The organism is Patescibacteria group bacterium, from assembly GCA_028707065.1.
Taxonomy (GTDB): domain Bacteria; phylum Patescibacteriota; class Patescibacteriia; order Patescibacteriales; family WJLG01; genus JAQTUZ01.
The window spans coordinates 20,638-45,673 of the sequence record JAQTUZ010000003.1; the positions used below are offsets into that span (position 1 = coordinate 20,638).

27 protein-coding genes are annotated in these 25,036 nt (G+C 42.5%); 6 read left to right on the forward strand and 21 right to left on the reverse strand.

The features are described from left to right. The first annotated feature begins 17 nt into the window (after positions 1 to 17). The gene (locus tag PHE24_01715; protein ID MDD4901830.1) at positions 18 to 248 is read left to right on the forward strand and encodes a hypothetical protein; all 231 of its coding nucleotides are present in this window, start codon (positions 18 to 20) and stop codon (positions 246 to 248) included. Between the two features lie 44 nt (positions 249 to 292). Here the strand turns inward: PHE24_01715 and rpmA are convergent, their stop codons facing one another. Next, the gene (gene rpmA, locus PHE24_01720; GenBank protein MDD4901831.1) at positions 293 to 586 is read right to left on the reverse strand and encodes a 50S ribosomal protein L27; all 294 of its coding nucleotides are present in this window, start codon (positions 584 to 586) and stop codon (positions 293 to 295) included. Between the two features lie 258 nt (positions 587 to 844). On the opposite strand from rpmA, the gene PHE24_01725 reads away from it, so the two are divergent. Beyond that, positions 845 to 2,074 carry a peptidoglycan DD-metalloendopeptidase family protein gene (locus PHE24_01725; GenBank protein ID MDD4901832.1) on the forward strand — a complete coding sequence of 410 codons (1,230 nt, stop codon included), beginning with the start codon at positions 845 to 847 and terminating at the stop codon, positions 2,072 to 2,074. 55 nt (positions 2,075 to 2,129) lie between these two features. On the opposite strand, the gene PHE24_01730 is transcribed toward PHE24_01725, so the two are convergent. The 16 genes from PHE24_01730 to PHE24_01805 form a co-directional block, all read right to left on the reverse strand. Further along, complete coding sequence (locus tag PHE24_01730; protein ID MDD4901833.1) at positions 2,130 to 2,369, reverse strand: hypothetical protein; 240 nt, start codon at positions 2,367 to 2,369, stop codon at positions 2,130 to 2,132. A gap of 161 nt (positions 2,370 to 2,530) precedes the next feature. After that, a complete protein-coding gene (locus tag PHE24_01735) occupies positions 2,531 to 2,767 on the reverse strand; it encodes a hypothetical protein (protein MDD4901834.1) in 237 nt (78 codons plus the stop codon). Positions 2,768 to 2,897: 130 nt separating this feature from the next. After that, complete coding sequence (locus tag PHE24_01740) at positions 2,898 to 3,692, reverse strand: tyrosine-type recombinase/integrase (GenBank protein ID MDD4901835.1); 795 nt, start codon at positions 3,690 to 3,692, stop codon at positions 2,898 to 2,900. Next, positions 3,689 to 4,168 (reverse strand): hypothetical protein, encoded by a 480-nt coding sequence (locus PHE24_01745; GenBank protein MDD4901836.1) that lies wholly within the window; start codon positions 4,166 to 4,168, stop codon positions 3,689 to 3,691. The genes PHE24_01740 and PHE24_01745 overlap by 4 nt, the downstream gene beginning before the upstream one ends. Positions 4,169 to 4,172: 4 nt before the next feature. After that, complete coding sequence (locus tag PHE24_01750; GenBank protein MDD4901837.1) at positions 4,173 to 5,117, reverse strand: tyrosine-type recombinase/integrase; 945 nt, start codon at positions 5,115 to 5,117, stop codon at positions 4,173 to 4,175. Positions 5,118 to 5,503: 386 nt separating this feature from the next. Then, a complete protein-coding gene (locus PHE24_01755) occupies positions 5,504 to 5,662 on the reverse strand; it encodes a hypothetical protein (GenBank protein ID MDD4901838.1) in 159 nt (52 codons plus the stop codon). A gap of 141 nt (positions 5,663 to 5,803) precedes the next feature. Continuing rightward, positions 5,804 to 6,661, reverse strand: coding sequence for an FtsQ-type POTRA domain-containing protein (locus tag PHE24_01760; GenBank protein MDD4901839.1), 858 nt, complete (start codon positions 6,659 to 6,661; stop codon positions 5,804 to 5,806). Between the two features lie 101 nt (positions 6,662 to 6,762). Next, positions 6,763 to 8,073 (reverse strand): serine--tRNA ligase, encoded by a 1,311-nt coding sequence (gene serS / locus PHE24_01765; protein MDD4901840.1) that lies wholly within the window; start codon positions 8,071 to 8,073, stop codon positions 6,763 to 6,765. A gap of 42 nt (positions 8,074 to 8,115) precedes the next feature. Further along, positions 8,116 to 8,559, reverse strand: a complete 444-nt coding sequence (locus PHE24_01770) for a hypothetical protein (protein MDD4901841.1) — start codon at positions 8,557 to 8,559, stop codon at positions 8,116 to 8,118. After that, complete coding sequence (locus PHE24_01775) at positions 8,556 to 8,951, reverse strand: NUDIX hydrolase (GenBank protein MDD4901842.1); 396 nt, start codon at positions 8,949 to 8,951, stop codon at positions 8,556 to 8,558. Before PHE24_01775 ends, PHE24_01770 begins: the two co-directional genes overlap by 4 nt. 13 nt (positions 8,952 to 8,964) lie before the next feature. Further along, positions 8,965 to 10,455: a lysine--tRNA ligase gene (gene lysS / locus PHE24_01780; GenBank protein ID MDD4901843.1), complete on the reverse strand. Its 1,491-nt coding sequence runs from the start codon at positions 10,453 to 10,455 to the stop codon at positions 8,965 to 8,967. Between the two features lie 950 nt (positions 10,456 to 11,405). Beyond that, on the reverse strand, positions 11,406 to 11,879 hold the full coding sequence (gene greA / locus PHE24_01785) for a transcription elongation factor GreA (protein MDD4901844.1): 474 nt from the start codon (positions 11,877 to 11,879) through the stop codon (positions 11,406 to 11,408). A 150-nt stretch (positions 11,880 to 12,029) separates the two neighbouring features. Next, complete coding sequence (locus PHE24_01790) at positions 12,030 to 13,586, reverse strand: O-antigen ligase family protein (protein ID MDD4901845.1); 1,557 nt, start codon at positions 13,584 to 13,586, stop codon at positions 12,030 to 12,032. 173 nt (positions 13,587 to 13,759) lie between these two features. After that, the gene (locus PHE24_01795) at positions 13,760 to 14,485 is read right to left on the reverse strand and encodes a glycosyltransferase family A protein (GenBank protein ID MDD4901846.1); all 726 of its coding nucleotides are present in this window, start codon (positions 14,483 to 14,485) and stop codon (positions 13,760 to 13,762) included. 82 nt (positions 14,486 to 14,567) lie between these two features. Further along, positions 14,568 to 15,707 carry a glycosyltransferase family 4 protein gene (locus PHE24_01800; GenBank protein MDD4901847.1) on the reverse strand — a complete coding sequence of 380 codons (1,140 nt, stop codon included), beginning with the start codon at positions 15,705 to 15,707 and terminating at the stop codon, positions 14,568 to 14,570. Then, a complete protein-coding gene (locus PHE24_01805; GenBank protein MDD4901848.1) occupies positions 15,704 to 17,194 on the reverse strand; it encodes a flippase in 1,491 nt (496 codons plus the stop codon). Before PHE24_01805 ends, PHE24_01800 begins: the two co-directional genes overlap by 4 nt. 276 nt (positions 17,195 to 17,470) lie before the next feature. On the opposite strand from PHE24_01805, the gene rpmE reads away from it, so the two are divergent. The 4 genes from rpmE to prmC all read left to right on the forward strand — a co-directional run bounded on the left by rpmE (position 17,471) and on the right by prmC (position 20,943). Further along, positions 17,471 to 17,761: a 50S ribosomal protein L31 gene (gene rpmE / locus PHE24_01810; protein MDD4901849.1), complete on the forward strand. Its 291-nt coding sequence runs from the start codon at positions 17,471 to 17,473 to the stop codon at positions 17,759 to 17,761. A gap of 172 nt (positions 17,762 to 17,933) precedes the next feature. Further along, a complete protein-coding gene (gene prfA / locus PHE24_01815) occupies positions 17,934 to 19,004 on the forward strand; it encodes a peptide chain release factor 1 (protein MDD4901850.1) in 1,071 nt (356 codons plus the stop codon). A 720-nt stretch (positions 19,005 to 19,724) separates the two neighbouring features. Beyond that, positions 19,725 to 19,934 carry a hypothetical protein gene (locus tag PHE24_01820; protein MDD4901851.1) on the forward strand — a complete coding sequence of 70 codons (210 nt, stop codon included), beginning with the start codon at positions 19,725 to 19,727 and terminating at the stop codon, positions 19,932 to 19,934. A 106-nt stretch (positions 19,935 to 20,040) separates the two neighbouring features. Further along, positions 20,041 to 20,943 (forward strand): peptide chain release factor N(5)-glutamine methyltransferase, encoded by a 903-nt coding sequence (prmC, locus tag PHE24_01825; protein ID MDD4901852.1) that lies wholly within the window; start codon positions 20,041 to 20,043, stop codon positions 20,941 to 20,943. 67 nt (positions 20,944 to 21,010) lie between these two features. Here prmC and PHE24_01830 read toward each other — a convergent pair whose 3' ends face one another. The 4 genes from PHE24_01830 to PHE24_01845 all read right to left on the reverse strand — a co-directional run bounded on the left by PHE24_01830 (position 21,011) and on the right by PHE24_01845 (position 24,913). Then, positions 21,011 to 22,033: a DUF3048 domain-containing protein gene (locus PHE24_01830; GenBank protein MDD4901853.1), complete on the reverse strand. Its 1,023-nt coding sequence runs from the start codon at positions 22,031 to 22,033 to the stop codon at positions 21,011 to 21,013. A gap of 103 nt (positions 22,034 to 22,136) precedes the next feature. Then, on the reverse strand, positions 22,137 to 22,835 hold the full coding sequence (locus PHE24_01835; GenBank protein ID MDD4901854.1) for a 50S ribosomal protein L25: 699 nt from the start codon (positions 22,833 to 22,835) through the stop codon (positions 22,137 to 22,139). Between the two features lie 51 nt (positions 22,836 to 22,886). Beyond that, complete coding sequence (locus PHE24_01840; protein ID MDD4901855.1) at positions 22,887 to 23,990, reverse strand: FtsW/RodA/SpoVE family cell cycle protein; 1,104 nt, start codon at positions 23,988 to 23,990, stop codon at positions 22,887 to 22,889. After that, positions 23,987 to 24,913 carry a hypothetical protein gene (locus PHE24_01845; protein MDD4901856.1) on the reverse strand — a complete coding sequence of 309 codons (927 nt, stop codon included), beginning with the start codon at positions 24,911 to 24,913 and terminating at the stop codon, positions 23,987 to 23,989. Before PHE24_01845 ends, PHE24_01840 begins: the two co-directional genes overlap by 4 nt. Between the last annotated feature and the right edge of the window lie 123 nt (positions 24,914 to 25,036).

Sequence of the window (25,036 nt, forward strand, 5' to 3'; positions counted from 1 at the left end):
GGAGAAAGGAGGCCCTAGTGAAAGAGAGAATAAATCCTCACGAAATAAATCCGGACGAATCCGACGATTATGATGACAAAAAAAATTCGGCGGACGAACCCGGAAGTGCCGAATTAAGCGGGCTCGAACCAGAGGAAGAGCCCGATGACGTCGATGCTCCTAAAAAAATTACCAGTGCCTTTGATGTTATTAAACAAATATTGCCTGACGGCGACGACGAAATTGACGAACTTGATTTTGATAGATAAAAAAACTGCCCACCTCAAGTGAGCAGTTTTTCATTTTTCAGCGATTATTTCTTTTTGGCAGCTTGCGGAATCACGTTGACGACTTTCACTCTGGCCGTGCGGTTATTATATTTCTTCATGGTTTTTTCGGTATATTTCACCAAACCGTTGCTGGTCGCGAATAAAGTGTGGTCAACGCCCATCTTGACGTTCTTGCCCGCGAAATATTGCGTGCCGCGCTGGCGGATGATGATGTTGCCGGCTTTGGCGTATTGTCCGTCGCTTAATTTTACGCCCAGGCGCTGGGAAGCTGAATCGCGGCCCAATCTGGTTACGCCGGCTGCTTTTTTATGAGCCATATTTAATCACATAACACATATCACATAACACGTAACATGCAATTATTTAAAATTAATTATATTTAAAAAATTAATGTCGCCCAAGGGGTGATCAGCCTCTGGCTGAAATAATTAAAAAAGAATCACTTATTAATGATTCGTTGATGTGTTTTCAGTATAACAAGAGGGGAGTGGGCTGTCAAGACAATTTGACTTGATTTTAAAATCATATCATAATAACGTATTGAGTATTTGAATTATCTATGCTATACTTAGATTATGATTAATCAAAAAATTAAAATATTTCTGGTAATATTATGCATTTTGGGCTTGAGCCTGAATACTTCGGCAGTGGTGCGCAGCATGACTGATGATCAGACGACCAAGGAGATTCAGCAGCTAAACCTGCGGATCAAGGATAATCAGAATAAAATGCAGGATATCGAGCGCGAGAAGGCGCAATATGCCGCCAATATCGCGGCCGCTCAGGCGCAAGCCAATACTTTGCAGGGGCAGATGGCGATTTTGGATAATCGCATTGCGGCGGCGGAGCTGGATATTGAGAGCACGCAAAATCAAATCGACCAGACCAATTTGCGGATGAAGCAGATCAATCTCGATATCAATAACAAACAAGCCTCGATCGAAAAGGAAAAAAATGATATTGCCATTACGATTAAATTAATTTATAAAGAGAAAGATGTCAGCGTCCTGGAAGCTCTATTGCTGAACAATTCGCTCGCGGATTTTCTTGATCGGATAAAATACTTGGAAGACGTGAATGAAGGAATGTCGGAAAGCTTGGATAATTTAAAAAATGACGAAGCGGACCTGGAAAAGGGCAAGGCCGAATTAACGCAAAAAAATACCGAATTGCAGACTTTAGCGGTTAGCCTCGAGCAAAATAAGCAAGCGTTGGAAAGCGACAAGCAGGATAAAGCCGGTGTCTTGGCGGAAACGCAAAATTCTCAGGCCAAATATCAAAGTTTGGTGCGGCAATTGAAAGAACAGCAGGACCAGGCAAATACGGAAATCACTAATTTGGAAAAAACTGTCCGGGAAAAGCTTGCCAGCTTAAGCCAAAATAAATTAGAGCTTAGCCCTAGCGGTTTGATTTGGCCTGTCCCCAAAAATTATATCACCACTTATTTTCACGATCCGGAGTATCCTTTCCGCTATTTGTTCGAGCATCCGGGCGTGGATGTCCGCGCCGCGCAGGGAACGGAAGTGGTGGCGGCCGATTCGGGCTATGTGGCTCATGCCAAGATGAACGGCACGGCTTATGCCTATGTTATGATCATTCACGGCAACGGCCTTTCCACGGTCTATGGCCATGTGGCCAAAATGTTCGTCAAGGAAGATGATTATGTGTCGCAGGGCGAGACGATCGGCTTGAGCGGCGGCACGCCGGGTACGCTTGGTTCCGGCCCGTTCACGACCGGCCCGCATCTTCATTTTGAAGTCCGCCAGGACGGCGTACCGGTCAATCCGCTCGAATATCTGCCGTAATCAGAAATACGAAATAAAAAAACGGTTTACTGATTAAACCGTTTTTTCGTTTTGTCTAAAAAAGATGATGATACCAGTAGGGATCCTTAACGATTAATTTTAAAGGCGACAGCTGAATATCTATGGTGCAACAAGAGGAAATAAGAAAAATAATAATCAGAATAATGCCAATACCCAGACAAAGTTCTCCCCGAATATCCTTTTTCCCGGTATAATGGTTTGGCATCACTGAAAAAAAACCAAACACAAACAAAGGAAATCCGATTATCGCCGTGATAAAAGCTAGCGTATTCATGCCGCCTCCTTTATTAAGGTCTGCTATAAGCTAATATCATACTTCAAAGAACTGACATAATTTAAGCATTTTATTCAAAAAAAATCAATCTCGCTTGAACCTCGAGAGGGGATTAAGCGTATAAAACAAAGGATGCGTTCGTCGCGCATCCTTTTTCATGTTTAAGCATCCGAATGGCTTATTTTTTTTGTGCCTCGCCTGACTCTGCAGCGGAAAATCTTTACGAGCTCGATTACCAAATGAGACAGATACTGATTGAAGTTATCTGACCACCCATCAAAGATCGCCAGCAGCAATGTCATTGATACGAAGAGACAAGCAAGAATAATAAATCCGACACAGCGAAACAGATTCTTGATATAGGCGATCATCGCCCTTTTTATTCGCGCAAAATTCATGGGAAACCCCCAGGGATATGTTAAATGTGCATATTTTGTAGTGTATTATCTTAGCAGATAAAAAACAGGAAGTCAAAGCCAGAATTTTTTTATTTTTTCAGATCTTTCCCGCCGTGCGACTGGCGGAGAATTAAAATTCTAGATAGCTTTTTTCGTCAGCCGGAAATTCAAAGTGTTTGAATATGCTTGTTATTTTAATATTATCTGAAAAAATATTGGCGGACAATGATTTTCTCAAGTCATTTATTGAGAAATCATTTTTGGTTATTTCTTTGAGTCTTTTTACAATAATCTGCGCGGCCCTTTCCGTGATAGGGGAATTAAAATTCTTCTTCCTGCGCTGGTAACTGAAAAAAAGATATTGGTCGCATTTAATATTATTTTTTAAACAAAAATTAAATATTGTTTTCAGAAGTTTTTTATTTAATATTATAATTTTACCGCCAATATTTATCCAGTCATTTTTTACGTTACCAAGTTTAATTTTTATAAGTTCCTTGGTTTTTAAGCCAGTTTCATATAGCATCATTATCAATAAATTATCTCTTTCGGCTGTTACTTTGTCGTTTTTCAAAATAATGCTCGATAAATTGTCTATATTTTCCACTCGTTTAAAATTTTTCTTCCCTGCCCTTTCGATTGGTATATTTTTTATTTCTATTGTTACGCCCTTGGTCTCCTTTAAAAAATCGCAATATTTTAAAATAGCATAGATATATGAATTCTTACTTTGCTTTGATTTTCCAGTAGTATATTCGGTAATAAAATTCAAAAAGTTTTTTTCGGGAAAATTAAAATAATTAATTTTTTCTCTTGCCAGGTAAGCCAAAAATTTATTTATTGAAATAAAATAATTCGATATAGTATTATGTTTATATCCCTTAGCCTTGAGCCAAGCAATAAATCCATCTAGTATTATTTTCATAAATTAAATTCTAATAAATAATCGTCAGACGGGACAAGCATTATTTTGCAATTTTTTAAGAAAGATAAATTCAAATAAAGTTTATATAAGTTGGTAGTGCCGACTTCTATAAATACATTCTTATCGGTCCCGAGGTCGGCTCGTCCATAATATAATGCCGGTTCTTTCTCGACTTTTATGCCATTGGTTAGAAAATATTTTTCTATGGTCGAGATAAGATCGTTATGCCAATTTCCTCCGTGTTTTTTCAAATTATCAGTATTAAGATTGTTTTTCGCCTGCCAAATAGAATTATTTAGATAAGAAATTTTTTTTAACTTCATTTTCCCTGAAACAATAAAAATGGCGATTTTTCTCAATAAGCAATATTCGCATTTTATCGGATCGTTTTGTTCGAAAGGGGATTGGGAAATATTGTTTTTAAGAAATTCAATTTCATCGGAGATCGCTTTTTCCGCTTCATTCCAATCGATCATAAAATTAATTTTTTAAAGGATGAAATTTTTTTTGAACGCTTTCGGCGTAACGATCAGAGGCATGAACGTAGCGCGTCGTGGTGTCCAATGATTCGTGGCCCAAAAGAACTTGAATGGCGGCGGGGTTAGCTCCGCATTCAGCTAAATAAGTGGCAAAGCCGTGTCTTAAAGTATGAGCGGAAACAGGAAGATTGATTCCCAAAAGCTCGCGATATCTTTTTATTCTTTCCTGAATATAGTTAGCGGAAATTTTAGCGCCCTTAATATTGTTGGCGTTCATTCCTTTGAACGGGATGAAGACAAAGGGGGATTGCTTGCCTTTTATTTTCAAGTATTCATCCAAATGCTTCCTGGCTCTAGGCGTCAAATAAACAAATCTTTCTTTTTTTCCCTTGCCTAAAATAAAAATTCTTCCTTGAGCGTCGATTTTATCCTGCCGCAGATTAACCAACTCGGAAATTCTCATTCCCGTGGCAAACAGTACTTCCATAATAGCCCTGTTTCTTAAAGCGATTCTTTTATCGGTTTCCAGCTTCATTGGTGATTCTATTAAAGTGATCAGCTCGCTTAATTCCGGTATCTGCGGTTTCTTTTTTATTGTCTTGCTCATCTTGATCGCGTCCGGCGGCAAAGGAACAGGATAATCCATCTCAATTAGATATTTAAACAAGGAGCGAAGAGAGGATAGCATCCGATTAGTAGAGTAGGCCGATAGATTTTTTTCGGTTTTTTGATCGGCCGGAGTCTTTCGATCAATGGAAATCAGATAAGCTTTATAATTCAAAATATCTCTTTTAGAAATTTTTTTAAATTCTAAATCCTCCTCTTCTAAAAAATTTTTAAAAACGGTCAAATCCCGTTCATAGTTATAAATCGTTTCGGGGGAGTAGCCATTAACTTTAAGATCAAGGAGAAAATCCTCTATTAATGGAAGTTCTATTGTTTTCATATTATTAGACTGAGTGTAAGGGATATTATACTCAGTACTTTTATATTATATAAAAGGGCTGATTCGTCGTCAAGCCCTTGGTTTTTAAAATCTATTTAATGTTTTAGTGTATTCACTATTGGATCCTGATGTTACAATACTACACTACCCGTATTTCCGGATAACCATGGGTATCGAAAATATTTATTTTTTTATTATAATTTAACAATATTATATTTTGTCTTTTTAGTTCTAATTTTAGGCTATGTTGTTAATAGCGATTCATGTATATTTTGTTAATATTAGCCATAAAATAGATACTTAGGCCCTAAAAGGCCCTATAGCGCTTGAGAACTGATTTTCAGTATTCCACCTCATCTTTTAAGATAAATTTTATAGTCAGGCGCTTAATTGGTCATCATTACTCCTAAAATATGGATAGCTGGAACGAAATTCAGTAAAAATTTGATAACCAAGAGAAAGATGCCGACAACTAAGATTAAAGCAACTAAGATGGCCAGAAAGAAAACGAATTTAAATATTCTTTCCGATGATTCATTGCTCATAAAAAAATAATGCTTGGTGATTTTGAACAACTTATCGATTTGGACCTGTTATCAGGTTTTTAAACCCGACGATCACGACCCAAATCTGCCTGCCTGCCGGCCGGCAGGCGAATTGTATCACAATCTCCAAATATATTATAGTTATTGATAATAAATTTTGTCGCCAAAGCGCAAGTCGATCATTTTTTGCTTGGCAAAATCATCTTTCAATTTTTGATCTTTTAAAATCAATAAATTGTTCAGTTGCTTACCGACATCGTCTTTGGTGTTGAAAATTATTTTTAAACCCTCAGGCGTCAGCAATTTTATCGTGTCCAGATCATCGTCGACGATAAAATGATCGATACTGATCCCCGGCATTTGTTTGGCGAATTTATCGTAAAGCGAGGCGGTAAAATTAAGGTAGCTCGGGTCAACCGCGATTCGGTTGCCGTACATTCGTTGCGTTGATTGATTGACGATCAAGGGATATTTATTGTCTTTTAGGTCCAGAGGGCTGATCTCTTGCACCGCGTAGCCGTCAGTATCGGCATAATAATATTTATCCCCTTCTCGCCAGATACAGGCCAAAGGCTTATTGACAATATCGATTGAGAGCGAATCCGGCCATTCTTTTTCAACATCGATCTTTTGAAAGTGATATTTTTTTTGCAAGGTGGCCTCGAATTTATTTTTACTGAAGAAAAGCAGATTGCTTTGCGGAAACAGCAGAAAATGATTGGCGCGCATTTGCTCGCTGATCAAGCCGCGCACATCGGCATCGGACATTTGATCGACGCCGGAGATGGAAATTTTTTTGATCCCCCAGAAATGCGAAATAAAAACGAACCAAATAATGAAAATCAAAACCAGGACGATGAAACCGATAATTAACTTGCCTTTGACGCCGGCAAATGACATTATCCTTTCCCGCCTTCTATAAAAAGGATTTTCCAGCTTTTTTTCGTGGTAGTCGATCGGCAGATGCCTTCTGGCTGGATAATTGCCGAATAGAGACATAGTTATAATTTTTCGGAACGCGATATTTTACTTTCCGATGGACAAGTTGATTGAGCCGGACGGCAGAATATTCCGTTCCGACGCGAATAAGGGCGGTAATTTTATTTGTGCTGAATAATTTTGAGGCCGCCCGGCATATATTTTTGTAAAATTTCCGGTATCTTAACGCTACCGTCCGCCTGCTGATAATTTTCAATAATGGCGATCAAGATGCGGCCAATGGCGAAGGCCGTGGCATCGTTCATGTGGACAAATTCCTTTTTGCCCGCGGCGGTTTTGTATTTGATATTCAAGCGGCGGGCCTGATAATCGGTCATATAATCGGAAGTATGGGTTTCGCGATATTTTCCCTGCCCGGGCATATAGCACTCAATATCAATTTGCCGATAATCGGGCTTGCCCATGTCGCCGGTGCAGACGGAAACGACTTGATAGGGAATTTTCAACGCGCTAACCAAATATTCCTGGACGCCGACGATAAAATCCTGTTCCTGCTGTCCCCCATCGGCCGTGGAAAAAATTTCCATTTCCAATTTATCAAACTGGTGGCGCCTTAAGATTCCCGTGGTGTCCTTGCCATAAGATCCGGCTTCGCGGCGAAAAGAAGTCGAATAGCCGATATATCTCTTGGGCAAATCTTTGGCATCAAATATTTCATCCATATGGATCGGGCCCAGGCTGTGTTCAGCGCTGCCGATCAGCAAAAGATCGTCTTCTTTAATGTAATATTTGTCTTCCAGAGGCTCGAAACGGTCCATCTTCTTCATTATTTCTGATTTGACCATATCCGGGACGATTACCGGCACAAATGGCTTAACTGAAGGATTGCCGGTTTTCTTGGCTATCTCCCCGATCGTTTTTTCATTAGTAAGCGTATCCATCACAAAATTGATCAAAGCAAATTGCAACAAAGCCGCGCCGCCAAAAAGATAATCGAAACGCGACCCGGAAATTATGGCCGCTTTTTCCGTGTCGATTATTCCTAAGGCCGTGCCTAGTTCCATATGATCCTTGGCCTTAAAATCAAAAACAACCGGCTCCCCTACTCTCCTTGAAACCACGTTGCCTGATTCGTCCGGGCCGATCGGCGTATCATCAGCGGCGACATTAGGAATTAAATATAAAGTTTTAAGATATTCATCCTCAATGATTGCTAAAGCTTCTTCTTGCGCGGCGATATCTTCTTTTAATTTCTTTCCCTCCTCGATTTTTTCCGGCGATGGCTTGCCGTCTTTCTTGCCTGCCTCGGCCAGTTCATTCCTTTTGGCCCGGTTAACATCGATTTGTCCCAAAAGCTCCCTTCTTTTGTCGTCAAGCGCCAATAAATCGTCAAGATTCACTTCCGCTCTTTTATTTTTTATCGCCTCCGCAACTTTTTCCTTGTTTTCACGGATAAATTTAATATCCAACATAACTTCAATTTAAAATTATAAATTATAAATGAAAAATATTTTCTAGATAATTTTTTTCAGATCGCCATTAATAATTATCGGAAACATACCGAGAATTTCTTCTTTATAGGAAATTTCCGGCAGAGGCTGAAGCAGGTAAATCGGTTTGTTCTGATAAAAAGCCAAGCCCATTTCCATTAAAGTATTACCACCGATATAATTCGCTATTCCTTTCTTGTCGTAATTAAGAACTATTATCGCTTCACACCAATCAATCTTGTCAAAATGTTCTCTGATACCCTGTTTTTTTATTTCCCAAATCCACTTCGCCTCATCTTTCGCCGCGTGACGGATGTTATAAAATTCCTGTGAGGAAATTATTCCGCCATCTCCGTTTGGTCTGTTGCCCGGCGGAATTTTAATTTCATGCCCCATGGCTTCCAATTCTTTTTGCACCGCCAGCATCTGATCATAAAAAGCAATGCTGCCACAAAGAGTTATCTTCATAAATAGCCTAATTTTTTAAACCAATATTTATAAGCTTCCTCAAGTTTCAACTTTTTTAATTCCGAAATCGCTACCCAATTGATATTTTTTACTTCGGATTCTTCTTTTTTGAGTTTTCCCGTCCATTCCGACACTTCATATAAGAACCAATTATGGCCGACCACTCCCCTGCTGCATTCATTCCAATCCAAAAATTCATTGAAAAGCAGGCGGCTTTTTCGTACCTTTAATCCAGTTTCCTCAAAAATTTCCCGCTTCATCCCCTGCTCCGGATTTTCGCCTTCTTCGATATGTCCGGAAGGGCAAGACCAGCCGAAAGGAAAAATAGCCCGCTCGATCAAAAGGATCTCTCCTTGATTATTTTTAATTACGGCGCCGGCGGATTGATGCATGTTTATATTGGCGTTATGTGTTATGCGATTTCGGTTTCATCAGCGGAAATAACTGGCATTCGCGGATCGGTTTATCGACCAGAAAGGCGAATAAGCGTTCGCCAAAACCAAACCCGCAGGTAGGCGGCATGCCATGTTCGAGCATCTCCACGAATTCCCAATCCGGCATCATCGCTTCCTTGTCGCCGCGGTCGATCAATTTTTGCTGTTCCTCAAAGCGCTGGCGCTGTTCCAGCGGATCATTCAATTCCGAATAGCCATTGCCAATTTCCGAACCGGCGATAATGACCTGAAAACGCTCGGTCAGCTCGGGATTACCGGGCAGTGATTTAGCCAGCGGCGAAACAAGCTTGGGATGATTGACCGCAAAAGCCGGGCCAACGATCTTTTTCCGGCAGAATTTCCAAAGCGTGTCAATCAGGCGTTCCTTGCTATCGCCTTCATATTTAACATTCAACTCGGCTAATTTGTTTTTAATCTTTTCCACGTCCGCGTCCAAAACATCAATTCCCGTCTCATCTTTGATCTTGGCGCAATAATCAATTCTGGGCCAATCCCCTTTTAAATCGTATTCCTGATCCTTGGTTTTAAATTCGGTGGTGTTGAAAACATCTTTGGCGATTTTTTGATAAAGCTCCTGGACAATCTTCATCCCGTCTTCATAGTTCGCATACGCCCAATAAAATTCCAGATTGGTGAATTCCTGAACGTGATCGGGAGAAGATCCTTCATTGCGGAAAACCCGGCCGATTTCGAAAGTCTTTTCAAAGCCGCCGGCCATCAATCTTTTTTGCCAGAGCTCGCCGACAGAAATTCTTAAATAAAGATCAAGATTAAAATCATCATGATGGGTGCGGAACGGATTGGCTTCGGCGCCGCCGGTAGTATTTTCCAAGCTGGGAGTTTCCACTTCCAAAAATCCTTTTTCCTGCATAAAACCGCGCACCGTGTTCCAAAATTTTGCTTTCTTGACGAAGAGATCGCGAACTTCCGGATCGGTCAGGAGATCCAAATATCTGAGGCGAAATCGTTCATCTTCGTTTTCCAAACCATGCCATTTTTCCGGCAAAGGCAGAAGAGCTTTGGCTAAAATTTTCCAGCTCGAAACCATCAAGCTTTTTTCGCCTTTGTGGGTGACAAAACAAGTGCCGGCCGCCTCGATAAAATCGCCCATATCGATCAGCTTGGTAAATTTTTTGAATTCTTCGAGGCCGATGTCTTTTTTGGAAAATGCTAATTGCATCTTGCCGGTGCCGTCAAAAAGTTCGATAAAAGTCAGATTGCCAAATTCCCTTTTGATCATTATTCTTCCCGCGAGAACAATTGTTTCTTTGGCGGCTTCCAGATCGGAAAAATCCGTCAAAGCGGCAAGGATCGAATGAGTTCGGGGTGATTTATCCGGAAAAGGATTGCTGCCGGATTTTTTTAGTTCCTCAAGTTTTTTCAAGCGGTCTTCTCTCTCGCCAGGAGTATGTTCAGCGCCATTTTGTTTTTCGTTTGACATATAAACAAAAAATCTTTCCCCTCCCGTAAGAAAGGAAATTGCTAATATTTATGTAGTTATTTTAATTCATTTTAAGTTTGTTGTCAAAATAACATGACGCGAATCTACGGATTGTTCGCGAATACTACAAATTATTTATCGAATTGTTAAAGTATAATTTGTTAATCTGTTCGCAGTATTCGCATTATATTTTGTATTTCAAATTTTGATTTTAGCTAAAAAAAGCCCTCGGAAAAAAAATAGGGCCGAGGGCAAGATGCGAGTGGAAAGAAAGGAAGGAACGGGGTGGGAAGATAGAGAGAAGGAGCGAAAAAAAATTGATTGAAAAAGGGGGAAAGGAAGAGAAAAGAGAGAAGAGAGAGAAAAAAAGTTAAAAGGGTCGGGGAAGGAGGTTGAGCGGGAGGGGGGGTAAATGGGCTTGGGAATGGGGTGATATCAATCAATTTAATTTAAAGGTGCGGGAGATTTTTTGTTTTTGGTGTTTTGCTTTTGGTGTTTTTTGCGGGGGTGATTAAGAACTGTTTTTTATTCTGGCGGTTCAGGCGCCAGCTAAAAGAAAAACAGGTGAGGTCGGCCGCTTTCGCGGCCACCTGCTTCCCCGCCCCCCGATCAAAATCGGGGGTTGGCGGTTTTCCCCGACCCATCCTTTACAGTGAAGCATCATACGCATAAAATGCGTATTATAATTGCCTCTAGGAAGGGCCAAGCAAGAATGACCGTTGTCGCGATGAAAATAACTTTCATGCTCCCCTCCTTTCAAGGAAGACTTTTACAGCACAAGGGCATAGAAGCACTATACCCGCCCCCTTTTTATCATAGTCCTAAAAATGTGTCAATATTGACAAAACAATGAATATTAATCATTCTTGGGCAACAAAAAAAGACGGAACATCGCCGTCTTTTTTGAATATTTTAAAGTATAAATTTATTTAACTAATTGGCCAATCAACTTATTCAATCCCCAATATTTTATATTTCATCTCCCCTTTTGGTGTTTCCACTATTACTTCGTCCCCTTTCTTGCGCCCCAGGAAAGCCATGCCCAGCGGCGATTCGTTGGAGATCTTGCCTTCGCCCGGAGCCGCTTCGTTAAAACTGACGATCGAGAAATTCTTTTCTTCGCCGGTTTTCACGTTTTGCGCCTTGATCTTCGAACCCATGGCCGCTTTGCCATTGCCATTGCCATGACCGTCGCTTTCCACGACAGTTAAATTTTTTAACAGATTCGAGAGCTCGATGATCCGGCCGTCATTAAAGGCTTGCGCGTCTTTGGCTTCATGATATTCGGCGTTCTCGCTTAAATCGCCCAACTCTTTGGCTTTCTCGATCCGATCAGCGATCTCTTTTCTCTTGACGTTAACCGCGAGATCCAACTCTTCCTGCAATTTATTAAACCCTTCTTGAGAAATGATTTGATCGGGCATAGCTAAAATTATAAATTATGCCGACGCGAGGTCGGCATCCCGAGCTTACCCCGGGATAAATGATGAATGCTAAAATAATCCCGATTGATAAATTTATCAACCATCAACTAACGTTTTTTTAATTTTTTATAGTCTTAAATATAGTACAAACTAGGAACAAGCGCAAGCCCCCCTCCGCTCATGATAAATCGCGGCCGCGGCCAGCAATAAAAAGCCGATTCCCAAAGGATGATTAGTGTAAGGGCTGAAGAAGCTGACAATAGTTATCAACAAGAGGCCGGCGCTTAATCCCCAGGCGAGCCAAGTTTTAATTTTCCAGGCATCCTTAATGACTTTACCGATCAGTAATAAATAAGCGAGCAGGCCGAACAAGCCAAGCTTCAACCAGATATCCAGCCAGCCCCATTCGAAAGCATAGGTGGTGTAGGTTCCGCCCGGGCTGGCAGCCAAAATGCGCGGATCGCTGGCGCGGTAAGTGATCGTCGTACCAAAACCATCGCCCCAAACCGGATCATTGCTGATTTTTTGCCATAAAGGCGGCAACAAGGAATAGCGCGAAGCCAGAGCGGCTTCATTGGAAATTTTCCCGGCGCGATCGGCCAGGGCCCGGGTAATGTCAAAATCGATGCTTGGTTGGGGAAAAGGAAAACGGGCCACGGCAAAAATAAGCGCGAGGCTCGCGATCAAGGAAATAAAAAGAAGCGAGATCAGGGAAAAAAGTTTTTTCCAGCCATAATTTTTAGCGGTCAGCCAGGCGTAGAAAATGAAAACGGCCGCGGCGCCGACCCAAAAACTGCGGGAAAAACTGATCGCCAATGTTCCGATCATCGCCGTTCCGGCGGCGGCGGCGAAGATAATCTTGCGCCGGCTTTTCTTGATTTCTTCCCAAAAATGGTTGACGGCGAACAAACCGAGAAACAGCGAGAGCAGAACATAGATCTGCGACTGCATAAAAATTCGCACAAAGCCGTTGGGCATCACTGTTATTTCTCCGACCAGCGTGTCCCTCACCCATTGATATATCCGATCGGTTAAAAGCCAATGCCAAATGCTCGAATCGGGAAAAGCATGAGTGAAAAAGAAAAACAATAAAAAAGTTTTAAAACAAATCCAGGCCGTGCCGGCGGCCAGCAGGCGCCAAACCGGCGCAAAGGGCCGGTCGCCGGCGATCGCCGGATTGAAGAAAGTTTCATAAAAAGGAAAGATCAAAAGGAAAAACAGCCAGCCGTTGGCGTCAAAAAAAATATTTTGCCAGTCATTACCGCGGAAATATCCGATCAGGACGCCCAAGACGAGAAAAAAACCAAGGATCAGAAAATAAGAAAAATTAGCCGTCTTGAAAAAATTAGTCTGCAAGAATATCGAATGCTGTTTTTTTTGTTTGTCCAGCAAAGCGAATAAAAAATCTTTGCTCCAAACCGAAATTACCACCAGCCATAAAGCGATGCGCAAAGATATTTTTACCGTCCCAAGATCAAGATGCAGAAGATAGCCTTGCGAGCCGATGAACAATTCTAACAAAATTATCCAAACGCCGTATTTGATATTAACGAGCGACAAGATCAAGGTCAACAAAACTACCAAAGCAAAAACCCAATGATCGATATCTAAAAAAAGATGCCCGAAAAAGGACATTAATTCGACAATTGCGATTACCAAAATGATAAAATAAAACGCGGGATTGAAAATTTTTTTTAAATCTTCCATATAATATATAATCCGAATACTACAAACTGTATCCGAGTACTACGAACTCTACAAAACGAACAGGATGTTCGAAAAAAATGTTCGTAGTATTCGGACACATTATAACTAATTCGGATGAGCCGCATTCGTAGTGCGGCGGACGAATCACGTAGGTTCGGATTATATTTTTAACATTATTTCTTTTCTTTTTTCGGCAACAGCAAACCGTGTTTTTCTTTGACGATCCGCACCGCCAGATTGTATTTTTTAACTGTTGGCAAAAATGGCAAAAATTTATAGGCGACCGACGGCAGCCAGCTGGACATGGTCCCGCCGGTGCAAGCGGAAAAAAGCGGCTTGTCGATCCAAATCCCCTTGTCACCCTGTTCGCTGATGGTCAGCCATAGATCCCAGTCTTGAAATTTCTTCAGATTTTCGTCCCAGCCGGTGATCGGAAAATTTTTCGCGCGGATCATCGACATCGTGGAAATATAAGGCATCTGCCTTAATTTTTTCGCGTCAAAGTCTTGCAGTTTGAAAAGTTTATCGCCCCACTTGAAAGAACAATAAACAAAGGCGGCTTCGGGATGATTCTTCAGAGCGTTGATCATCTCCCAAAAGCAATTGCGGTCTAAAACAACATCGGCGTCGCAAAAAAATAAGTAATCCCCTTTTGAAGCCTGAAAACCGTGATTGCGGGCATTGGGCGCGCCCTTATTCGCTTGTTCGATCGATCGATAGCTGATTTCCGCCAATTTAAATTTATCCTTAAACGAATCAATGACCTCGGCGGTATTATCGGTCGAGCCGTCGTTAACCGCGATAACTTCAAAATCTTTATAACTTTGCACTAAAACGCTGTAAAGGCAGCACCTTAATTTTTCACCCTGATTATAGGCGGGAATGATGACACTGATCATAAATTGGTTGATTAGTTGATTGGTTAATTAGTTGTTGAACAGTCGGCTTCGTTCAACGAGAAATTGGTTGTAATAAAACCAATTAACTAATTAACCGATTAACTATTTTTTCTACCATTTTTTTAGCACTAAAATTTTCCACAACGCGCCTTTTGCCTTGCTCGCCCAATGACTGCCTTAATTTGGGATCGGCCGCCAGTTTGATGACCGCTTGGGCGATTTCTTCCGGTTTTTCCGGATCAATCAGCAAGCCGTTGATATCGTGGATTACCGCGTCGCGCACTCCCCCGCTGTCTCCGGCAATCACCGGCTTGCCGGCCAAGTTCGCTTCCAGATAAACCGTGCCGAAACCTTCATAATCGCCGGCGATATTCCGGGAGGGCATTATAAATATATCACATAACTCAAGCCATGCCCACCGGTCGGCGTCGGAAATCTGCCCCAAAAAAATAATTTTATTATTAATCTCCGCCGGCAAGCCCGCAGCCATTTTTTTAAAAGTATCGGCATCCGGTCCGGCGCCGGCAATCACATAAACCGTAGCAGGGGCTGATTTAAGTATCGCGCTCATCGCTTCGATCACTTTATCAAAGCCTTTGCGCCGCACCAATCGGCCCAAACCCAGCAAGACTGTTTTATTTTCCTGGCCATATTGCCGTAGCAGGTCCTGGACGCGGCGCGGGTTTCTGACAAAGCTCGGTTCGATGCCCGGATTGACCAGGCCCATTTTTTCGGCAAAACTGCCATTGAAAACTTTGACCGAATTAGCCGTATAGCTGTTGGAACAAATGATCTTGTCCGCCCCGCGCAAAATTTTTTCAGTGATTCGCCTCTTTCTTTTGGTGGCGGTAGCTAAGGAAAAATCCAGGCCATGAAGCAGTACGGTATATTTGAATTTGATGAATTTGGATAAATAATAAGCGACAATGCCCAGCGGAAGTATTTGCCCCACGATCACCCGTACTTCTCCGCCCAGATCATTGATCGCCGAGCGCAACTGGAAAAAAGCCGGTAACCAGCGCGGCCGGATCTTAGCGGATAACAACCGGCGATATTTTATCGGCTCGCGGTCTTTTACTCCCAAGGCGTCATCAGCTAAAACAAACAAACTGCCTGCCGGCCAATATTCGGCATAATTTTCGTAGAGCGTCGCTACGCCGCCCTTTTGCGGCGGAAATTCCAAAGTGACTAATAAATATTTTTTTTCGGCCAATGGTTTCATGTTGATTTTTTTTTCGTAAACGATCGCCAGACATAGGCGATCTCCTCTGTTTTAACGGTTTTGAACAACAAGATCAAGACAAGATAGAGTATCGCCGAGCCGGGCACGACGATCAAGATATTTAATTTCGTTTTAAGATAAAAGGCAAACAAAGCCATGATGATTGCCGCGGCCAAAATTTTTCCCAAAGCCACGATGATTTTTCGCTGATCGATCTTGATGATTTTTTTCGCCCAATAGAATCCCAGCAAGGTCATCAGAAAATTAGTGATCAGCACCGTCACGCTCGCCCCCACGGCTTTATAATGCGGGATTAGCAGGAAATTAAGCGCCACGCTGATGACGGTGACGATGATCATATTGAACGTATTGTTTTTTTGCCGGTCGCAGGCGTTAAGCAATGATCCGATCGGATAATTGATAAAAATAAAAATGGCGGCCAGGATGGTGATTTGCATCGGGAAGACCGCTTCGGCATAGCCGGTTTTAAATAATAAAATGATCTTGTCGGCCAGCGCGAACACGCCGGCGGAAATAGGCAGCGAAATGATGGCCAGATAAATAATGGCCTTTTCAAAAGAAACGGCCAATTGCGCCCGATTGCTGACCCAGTAGCGGCTCATGGCCGGATAAAGCGAAGCGATAAACGCGCCCGGCAAGAATTGCAGGGCGAAGATTATCCGGAAGGAAATCTGATAATAGCCGACGAATTTGTTTCCGGCAAAATGTTCCAGCAAGACCGAGTCCAGATAGGTGTAAACGCGCTGAAAGATCGCGTAAATGCCGAACGGTACGGCGATCAAAACAATTTTTTTCAGCAATTCCTTATCCCAGTAAAACCCGATCTTGACGCCGATCTTGCGCCGCAGAACCGCGTAGGAATAAATAAAATTAAAGGCGCTGGCGATGGTCAAAGAGGCAAAAATGAACGGCAAGGAAAACCCGTAATACATAAAAAATAAACCGCCGATCATCACGATTATTTGGAAAATAACCGAGGAAATGCTTTCGAAAAATAAATTATGGAAGCCGCGAATGACGCTGTAAAAAGTTACGGTAAAAGAATCAAACGCCGCCGCGATCGCCGCCAGATAAATAAGGATTTTGATCTCATCGCCATAGCCGGCGATCTGCGCCGCGACGAAAATAAAAAAAAGAGCCAGCAGCGTCAGCGGCAATTTGATCGCCATGACCGTGCCGAGCAAATTCTTAGCCTCCAGATTCTTTTTGGCCACTTCTCTGGTCAAAACCCCGACCAAACCCAGATCCATGATGATGGAAAAGATCGTGGTAAAAGAAATGGCAAAATAGTATTTGCCTAAATTTTCCGGTCCCAGGTTCCGCGCCAGTAAAGTAAAATAAGTGAACGAAATCACCTTTTGCAAGATCAAGGCAAAAGTGAAATAAGAAGTGTTGCGCGTCACGCTGCCGTCGATTTTCATCACGTCTTCCGCTTCCCGTTCGATTTCCAATTCGTCATTTTCCATGGAAAATTAATTTAGCCGATATTGTTAATATTATAGCACATCTTTATCATGGTCAACGCCGATAAGCTATTATTTTTTTGTCTTAAAATTGGCCAAAATAATTTCTCTTGCCTATTTTAATCTTTTATGTTAACATTTAATCATTATTTATAGCATCAGCAAATGCTATTTTATTTACTTAAATAATTTATTCGCGGTATTCGTAATTCCCCTCTCGGGAGGGGTGGCGCCGCCTCGGCGACGGGGTGGGTTATCGCGAAATTAGCCTTATATTTTATGAAAAAGGATATTCATCCGAAATATTATGAGAACGCCAAGGTGACTTGCGCCTGCGGCAATGTTTTCACCACCGGCTCGACTAAGCCGGAATTAAGAGTCGATTTATGCTCGGCTTGCCATCCTTTTTATACCGGAAAACAGAAGTTAGTCGATACGGCAAGGCGCGTGGAAAAATTCCAGGCCAGACTTGAAGCATCCGGTAAAATGGCCGGCAAAAGAGTGAGCAAGAAGGAAAAATTGACGGCTAAAGCCGTTAAACGCGCGGCCAAGAGAGTCGAAAAGGAATAATGCCACTAACGGCTATTCTTTTTTGCGTGCTATAATATAGTTTGTAGCATGCAGGGAAGAATAGCCGTTTTAATTTTTGTAATTTCTAATTTTTAAATTTTTAAATAATTTTTAATGTTCAATTTTTAAAAATTAAAAATTAAGCCTTATTTAAAAATTATAAAATTTAAAAATTTCCGCTATGTACGAAGACATAAAAAAACAATTTTCTGACCTGGAGGCGCGATTGATGGATCCGGCCATTGCCACTGACCCTGCCAAAATGGCTTCCCTGGGAAAAAAGCACGCCAATCTTAAAGATTTAATGGCGAATATTTTGGAATTGGAAAAAAATGAAAAAATTATTATTCAGAGCCAAGAATTGATTAATATCGAAAAAGATCCGGAGATGAAAGCCATGGCGCAAACAGAATTGGCCGAGGCGGAAATGAAAGTCGCTGTTTTAAAAAAACAGATCGACGAAGAATTGCATCCGGCCGATCCGAACGACAAAAAGGACGTGATTATCGAGATTCGCGCCGGCGCCGGCGGGGACGAGTCGGCTTTGTTCGCGGCCGAGCTTTTTCGGATGTATTCCCGGTTTGCCGAACGCCATCATTGGCAAGTCGAAATTTTTGAATCCAGCTTAACCGGCATCGGCGGTTTTAAAGAAATCGTTTTTGGCGTCAAGGGCAAGAATGCTTATGGTAATTTGAAATTTGAGGGCGGAACTCACCGGGTGCAGCGCGTGCCCGAAACGGAAAAACAAGGCCGCGTGCATACTTCCACGGCCACGGTGGCTGTCGTTCCGGAAGCGGAAGACGTTGACCTGGTCATTGACGCGAAAGACCTGCGCATTGATACTTATTGCTCTTCCGGACCGGGCGGCCAGAAGGTCAACAAGACTTCTTCGGCGATCAGGATCACCCATTTGCCGACCAATGTCGTGGTGCAATGCCAGGATGAAAAATCCCAGCACCAAAACAAAGACAAAGCGATGATGATTCTGCGTTCGCGCTTGCTGCAAAAGATGGAAGATGAAAAAAGAGCCAAGGATGACGCGGCGCGCAAAAAGCAGATCGGCACCGGCGATCGCAGCGAAAAAATTCGAACTTATAACTTTCCCCAGGACCGGATCACTGATCATCGGATCAAGCAATCCTGGAGCAATATCACGGTGACGATGGAAAACAATCTGGAAGACATAGTCCAAGCTCTCAAAGAAGCTGAAAAAAATCTCAATAAAGGCGGTGAATTAAAATAAAAAGCGGCCAAACAAGGAATTCCTCGTTGGCCGCGAAATCTGCCCGCGCTGCCTACCGGTACGGCATCCTGAAGATAAAAACAACTTATTGGGACCCTGTTTTGGGTGCGGGTCCTTCGGACAGAACAGGCTGAAGGATTAAATTTATGCATCCATCTTTTATTCCCCGCTTTTCGAATTGATCGGAAAATAATGAAGATGACACCAGCCATTAGCATGACTAATGTGAGCCAGGGAAAAATCCTTCGTTATAACCATTGGCTCAATGTATATTAGCACTCTATAAGATTTGAATTTTGCAGTCAAGCATCACTTCGTTATCCCGCCCCGATTTTAATAAAATAATAAGGTTTTAGATATAAAATTAAACACGATAAATTCATCATCCAATCTATTTTCCGGCAAAACTGGAGCGGGATTGTCTCAAGCGGTTTCCGCATAAAAAAACCGGAGTACGCTCCGATAAACAGAGGTGCTCCGGGTAGTACAGAGGGAAAGCCACAGCGCTTCCACTGCTCTGCTTTACCGCGCCTATGGGTAACGCGGTATATTGTCAAACGAGGCGGCCGATGCCCCAAAAGGATATTGACGGATCACGTTTCCGGGGAAATGACGGATTCTAATCCGCGCAAATGCACGCCGGACAGATCCATGCCCACCCTTTTTTCCTCTGAAGGAAGGGCTTCTCGGCCGCGATTGATCGAATCTTACCGTTAAACCGTGGCATCACCGGTTTGGGGTGAATCAAATCGCTGGATCACCTCCCTTCGCGTGATCGTCTGCGATCTTAAAGATCCGTTTAACGGTCTTGACGCCCTGCTTAAGGAGCTGGAACGGCATGCTTCCTCCTTGTTGCTGGTGATGATTGATTATACGCGTCCGAATTCGGTTCAAGCTAGCTCGACTAATCTTTTTAGTTCTGCGCAATAACTTTTGGTTTTATTTGCGCAGCTGGTTATCCGCCAAGCTTACCTCTTTCGGCTTTCAGCTCTTTATGATTTAAGATTATCAAATTTTAATATTTTGTCAATATTTTATGAACATTCGAGCGGCGCTGGTATTCGGCGTCAAAGAAACTGAAGTTAAAAATATCGATCAGCCGGAAATTGAAGCGGAAGAAATTTTGTCATTTGTTTTGAAGAAAAATAGAGAATTTTTGTTTACTTATCCGGAAAAAAAATTAAATTTTTGCCAAAGCGCCAGATATAAATATCTGATCAAGCGCCGAGTCCGCGGCGCGCCTTTAGCGTATCTTACCGGGCACCGGGAGTTCTATGGTTTGGATTTTAAAGTCAATAGGAATGTCTTGATCCCCCGCCCCGAAACCGAATTGATGGTCGATGAAATTCTAAAGCGATTTAAAAACGCCCGCCAGGGAATGATCAGCACCTGGCAAAAAAAATCAGCCATCAGGAATATTATCGATCTGGGCACCGGTTCCGGCTGCATCATCATTTCCTTGGCTAAAAATTGGCGCGGTAATAAAATTAAATATTGGGGTTTGGATATTTCCCGGAAGGCGCTCGCGGTCGCCCGCCGGAATGCCAGACTAAATGGCTTAAAAGGCCGTATAAATTTTTTATACAGCGATTTGCTTAATAATATTGATAAAAAAATTTTTAAAGAGCCGCTGATCATCGCGGCCAATCTCCCTTATTTGACCGCGGCTCAAGTAAAAGATTCGCCAACTATCCAAAGAGAGCCAAAAATCGCCTTGCTGGCCGGAGTCGATGGCCTTGATCATTATCGGCGGTTATTTCGGCAGATCAAGGATCGCGCCAGATTGTTAAAAAATAAAATATTTGTTTTTTGCGAGATCGATGATGCCCAAAGAAATCCCCTGGAAACGTTGGTTAAACAAAATTTTTCCAATTCCGAATTATCTCTCATCAAGGATCTGGGCGGCCATGATCGTTTGGCGATCATTGAACTGCATTAAGATTTTTGAATCATAAAACCCCGGCTGCTCACCGGGGTTTTATGATATTTAAAGGGACTGGCGGCGGCTAATTCGGGCGCATAACTTCGATCCAAGTCGTGCCGGCATTGAATTTAACTTCTTCGCCGTTAGCATAGTTGAATCTGGTTCGAGACGCGGAATCTTCCTTGACCCACCGTCCGGCTTGGCAGGCGCCATCAAGACAGATCGTGGCATCGCCCGAACCGACATTCTGCATTTTTAAGCGCAATACAGCGTCGATAACCGCGGCCGGCACGATTTGAATGATGATATTTTTGGCAATGATCAAGTTATTGTCAGCGGTCAATTCCGGCCCGTTCTCGAAATAACGGATATAATCATTATCGGTTTTATCATAGACCCATTTTGCCCGAAAACTAGGCGCGCGGTAGTTGATCGAAATTTCAGCGGTGGTGGAAGAGTTCGTTGTCGGCGCGTCCTCTTTGAATTGCCAGGATGAATAATCAGAGGGCAAAATATTTTTGTCAATCAAGAACTTGTTAAAATTATCCGAAGAAATATAAATATTGTGGGGAGCGGCGCGATTGGTCGCTCGCCAAAAATATTGGCCGCTGTAAAATTCGTTCAGATCGACCAAGCCCTTTTGCTCGATATCAACCAAAGCTTCGGGACTGCCGCCGCAATGGCCGTAAACCGCGCCAAGTTCGTCAGCCCAATCAACAAAATAGGGGCGGGCGGAACGAAGCGGGCCGATCTTCTCAACCTTCTCGTCTGTCGCAAAAACAGCCATCAGCCGGGTGTAATACCCTTCCACCTCGGCTTCGTACACTAAATTAGCCTTTTCCAGGCCGGCTTGCGGCCGGGCGTCGGGGTGATTGTCGATCATGATGGCCGCTGGCGCCAAATTGGCCACGGCGGTTTTGACGTAAACGCCGTCGATCCGGCGCCTAGCGCAATCAACGCATTTTGAAGTCCCGTCGATTTTTTGGCCAGAATTGCCGTTCTCTTTTGCCGCGCCGGTTGCCGAATTTTCCGATCCGGAATGAAAGGCGAATGCCCAAAGTAAAAAAGCGATCAGCGCCATAAACAAAACTATGGAAATAATCATGATATTTTTCCATAGTTTTGGACGGTTTTGAAGATAATTTTGGATATTGGCGAGCATTCCCCTTGTTCGTTTCTTTAAAATAATGCCAAAGTAAAGAAGATGATTATTTTTTGCCTTCCGTTTTAGCTTCGGGCTTGGTTTCGGTTTTTGCTTCGCCCTCAACCGCGGCTTCTTCGCCGGCGACGCCGGTTTCCACTGCCGCGACTTCCGCGCTTTCGGCCGGAGCGGTTTCAAACACTTCTTCCGCTTTCGGTTCGGCAACGGTCGCCACCACATCATCGGTTTCACGGAGCAACTTGATTCCTTTGGGTAATTTCAAGTCGTGAATTTTAATGACATCATCAAAAGTATTAAGCGGTGAAATGTCCACGTCAAGATGATTGACCAAGTCTGACGGCAAGCATCTGACTTCGATTTCGTTAATGCTTCTGATCAATACGCCGGATAATTCTTTGACCGCCTTGGACTCGCCGATAAAGTGCAGCGGAATTTCGGCATGGATCTCTTTGCTCATATCGACTTCATAAAAATCAACGTGGATCAAAGTATCCTTGACCGGATCGCGCTGCTCCTCTTTGATTAAAACCTTTCCCTCCGCTTTGCCCGCCACGATCAGATCGATCAGGGTCGATTCGCCGGCGGCGGCGACGAGTTTGCGCAGATCATTAACCGAGGCCTTGATCAGCTTGTTGGTTTTAAGATGCGGGCCATAAACAACCGCCGGAATAAATCCGGACTTAATCATTTCTTTAACGTTTTCTTTTTTGTCTCTTTTTTGCGCTATTAACTTCAGACCGTCCATATTTAATTTGTTTCTAGTTAACCGTTGGCGATAACCAAACAGACTAATTAGCTAATAATTTATTTTAGATTTTATAATGATATTTTCAATTATCCCGATCATGATCAGGCTGGAAATAATAGAGCTGCCGCCGTAGCTCAAAAATGGCAAAGCGATCCCCACGATCGGCATAATGCCGATATTCATACTAATATTAACGAACATTTCCAGAAAAATCAAGCCCACCCCGCACAAGATAATAAAAATGCCGAAATCATTGTTGATTTTACGGGCGACCGAGAGACAGCGATAAAAAATTATGCCAAAAAACAGGAAAATCAGCCCCACTCCCAAAAACCCCAGTTCTTCGCAAATAACCGCGAAAATAAAGTCAGTTTGGGCTTCGGGAAGAAACTTCAATTGCGATTGGGAGCCAAAACCCACCCCGCGGCCGATCAAGCCTCCTGAACCGACCGCGATCATCGCCTGCGAGGCGTTATAACCGCGATTCAGGCTATCGGAATGCGGATTGATAAAAGTTAAAATTCGCTGTTTTTGATAATCCTTAAAAGAAAAAAACCAAAGACTGGCGCCTCCCAATAAGATGATAATCAGCAAAATAATAAAAAATTTTTTATTGAATCCGGCGATCGCCAGCATCATCAGCCAGATTAAAAATAAAATCATCGTCGAACCGAAATCCGGCTGGATAAAGGTTAAAAACGCCAAAGGCAAAAGCAATAAACCGGAGATGATCAGCTGTTTCGTTGATCTGATCTTGATCGCCCGCGAAGAAAAAAAATACGCCAGCAGAATAATTAAAATTATTTTAACAAATTCTACCGGCTGCAGGCTCAATCCCATGATATCAAACCAGCCCTTGGTGCCGTTGATCGTTTTACCAAACAATAAAACAGCGCCCAAAAAGGCGACAGCCAGAACATATAAATACTTGATGGATAATTTTAAATAATTAAAATCCAAAAAGGAGAAACCGAACAGGAAAAAAATGCCTAAAATGACGAACAATATTTGTTTTTTGAAGTTCAACAAGTCAGCCGTCCCCCGCCCTAAAGCGATGCTGTAAATTTCGACCAAGCCGAAGCAAACCAGCAAGACCACGGCAAAAAAAAGGACCCAGTCGAAATTTTTTAAATAGATGATCAGCTTGTTCATTGCGGTTGCCGATAGGCTCCTTGATCTAAAATATTCAAATCCGGCGTGATATTGATGCCGGTAACGTCGCTGATCGTCCCTGGCCAGGTTATTTCCGCCCGGCGTTTTTCCCGGGAAATAAAATTGCTGATCGTGTATCGATCAAGATAAACGATTCGATTGCCGCTGGTCAAAATTATCGTCAAAGGAACTTCATAAAAACTATAAGCGCTATTATTGGCCAGCTTGAAAGTTAAAGTGTTGAGGGCGATTTTTTCCGATACCGCGTTGCTTTTAGCCGGAGTAAAAAGCTGGTCTTCCACGGCAATATTAAGGTGATCCGCCTGATATTGAGGCCAATTGCTGATCACGTGATTATTGATTTTTTGCCAAACAATATCGGTTAAAGCAAACTTTAAGTCGTTGGGGCTGGCATTAAAGGATTGATTTAAAGATAAAATATATTTTTTTTCGCCGGGGAGAAGGAAGTCTTTTCCGCAGATTTTTTCGCCGGCCGATCTGGTGAAACAATAATCAAAGGCCGCCCACCACCGCGCGTTAGGGTTGGTAGCTTGAAGATAAAGATCATATTTGCCGTCAAGGGCGAGATATCCGACCGGAGATAAAATTAAATTTTTCGCCTTGAGCTGATCAAGATAAGCTTGGCCGACCATCGTTGATTGCGCTAAATTTTTAACCATTTGCTCGTCGGCATTCATTCCCACTAGGAGATAATAACCATAACCGTAAAGAGTATAGCCCCAGCTCAAAATTGAAACCGATAATAAAAAAATAATCAGGATATTTTTTAAAATCCCGCGATTTTTTGTCCACCACAAACCGGCTTCCAGGGTTTTCATCGATACGCCCGTGACGTCGGTTTCGTAGCGGTTCAAATTAACGCCGGTTTTTTTATTGGCGTCGAGTTTTTGTTTGTCAGCCATAAAATATGTTTATGTTCTTAATTTTAACACATCCATGGAAAATTATAAACGCGATGGCCGGTTTTGTCCATTTTTACGTCACAATTTTTTAACGATTTTGTAAAGGTTTTATCATCATTTTTT

Bases quoted from the DNA above. Each gene is read 5' to 3' on its own strand.
- PHE24_01790 (MDD4901845.1), bottom strand. From the start codon at position 13,586: ATGGAAGATTTAAAAAAAATTTTCAATCCCGCGTTTTATTTTATCATT.
- rpmE (MDD4901849.1), top strand. From the start codon at position 17,471: ATGAAAAAGGATATTCATCCGAAATATTATGAGAACGCCAAGGTGACT.
- PHE24_01835 (MDD4901854.1), bottom strand. From the start codon at position 22,835: ATGGACGGTCTGAAGTTAATAGCGCAAAAAAGAGACAAAAAAGAAAAC.
- PHE24_01750 (MDD4901837.1), bottom strand. From the start codon at position 5,117: ATGAAAACAATAGAACTTCCATTAATAGAGGATTTTCTCCTTGATCTT.
- PHE24_01740 (MDD4901835.1), bottom strand. From the start codon at position 3,692: ATGAAAATAATACTAGATGGATTTATTGCTTGGCTCAAGGCTAAGGGA.
- lysS (MDD4901843.1), bottom strand. From the start codon at position 10,455: ATGTCAAACGAAAAACAAAATGGCGCTGAACATACTCCTGGCGAGAGA.
- rpmA (MDD4901831.1), bottom strand. From the start codon at position 586: ATGGCTCATAAAAAAGCAGCCGGCGTAACCAGATTGGGCCGCGATTCA.
- PHE24_01725 (MDD4901832.1), top strand. From the start codon at position 845: ATGATTAATCAAAAAATTAAAATATTTCTGGTAATATTATGCATTTTG.
- PHE24_01755 (MDD4901838.1), bottom strand. From the start codon at position 5,662: ATGAGCAATGAATCATCGGAAAGAATATTTAAATTCGTTTTCTTTCTG.
- PHE24_01760 (MDD4901839.1), bottom strand. From the start codon at position 6,661: ATGTCTCTATTCGGCAATTATCCAGCCAGAAGGCATCTGCCGATCGAC.
- greA (MDD4901844.1), bottom strand. From the start codon at position 11,879: ATGCCCGATCAAATCATTTCTCAAGAAGGGTTTAATAAATTGCAGGAA.
- PHE24_01735 (MDD4901834.1), bottom strand. From the start codon at position 2,767: ATGAATTTTGCGCGAATAAAAAGGGCGATGATCGCCTATATCAAGAAT.
- PHE24_01840 (MDD4901855.1), bottom strand. From the start codon at position 23,990: ATGAACAAGCTGATCATCTATTTAAAAAATTTCGACTGGGTCCTTTTT.
- PHE24_01845 (MDD4901856.1), bottom strand. From the start codon at position 24,913: ATGGCTGACAAACAAAAACTCGACGCCAATAAAAAAACCGGCGTTAAT.
- PHE24_01805 (MDD4901848.1), bottom strand. From the start codon at position 17,194: ATGGAAAATGACGAATTGGAAATCGAACGGGAAGCGGAAGACGTGATG.
- PHE24_01745 (MDD4901836.1), bottom strand. From the start codon at position 4,168: ATGATCGATTGGAATGAAGCGGAAAAAGCGATCTCCGATGAAATTGAA.
- prmC (MDD4901852.1), top strand. From the start codon at position 20,041: ATGAACATTCGAGCGGCGCTGGTATTCGGCGTCAAAGAAACTGAAGTT.
- PHE24_01775 (MDD4901842.1), bottom strand. From the start codon at position 8,951: ATGCATCAATCCGCCGGCGCCGTAATTAAAAATAATCAAGGAGAGATC.
- PHE24_01800 (MDD4901847.1), bottom strand. From the start codon at position 15,707: ATGAAACCATTGGCCGAAAAAAAATATTTATTAGTCACTTTGGAATTT.
- serS (MDD4901840.1), bottom strand. From the start codon at position 8,073: ATGTTGGATATTAAATTTATCCGTGAAAACAAGGAAAAAGTTGCGGAG.
- PHE24_01730 (MDD4901833.1), bottom strand. From the start codon at position 2,369: ATGAATACGCTAGCTTTTATCACGGCGATAATCGGATTTCCTTTGTTT.
- PHE24_01770 (MDD4901841.1), bottom strand. From the start codon at position 8,559: ATGAAGATAACTCTTTGTGGCAGCATTGCTTTTTATGATCAGATGCTG.
- PHE24_01830 (MDD4901853.1), bottom strand. From the start codon at position 22,033: ATGATTATTTCCATAGTTTTGTTTATGGCGCTGATCGCTTTTTTACTT.
- PHE24_01795 (MDD4901846.1), bottom strand. From the start codon at position 14,485: ATGATCAGTGTCATCATTCCCGCCTATAATCAGGGTGAAAAATTAAGG.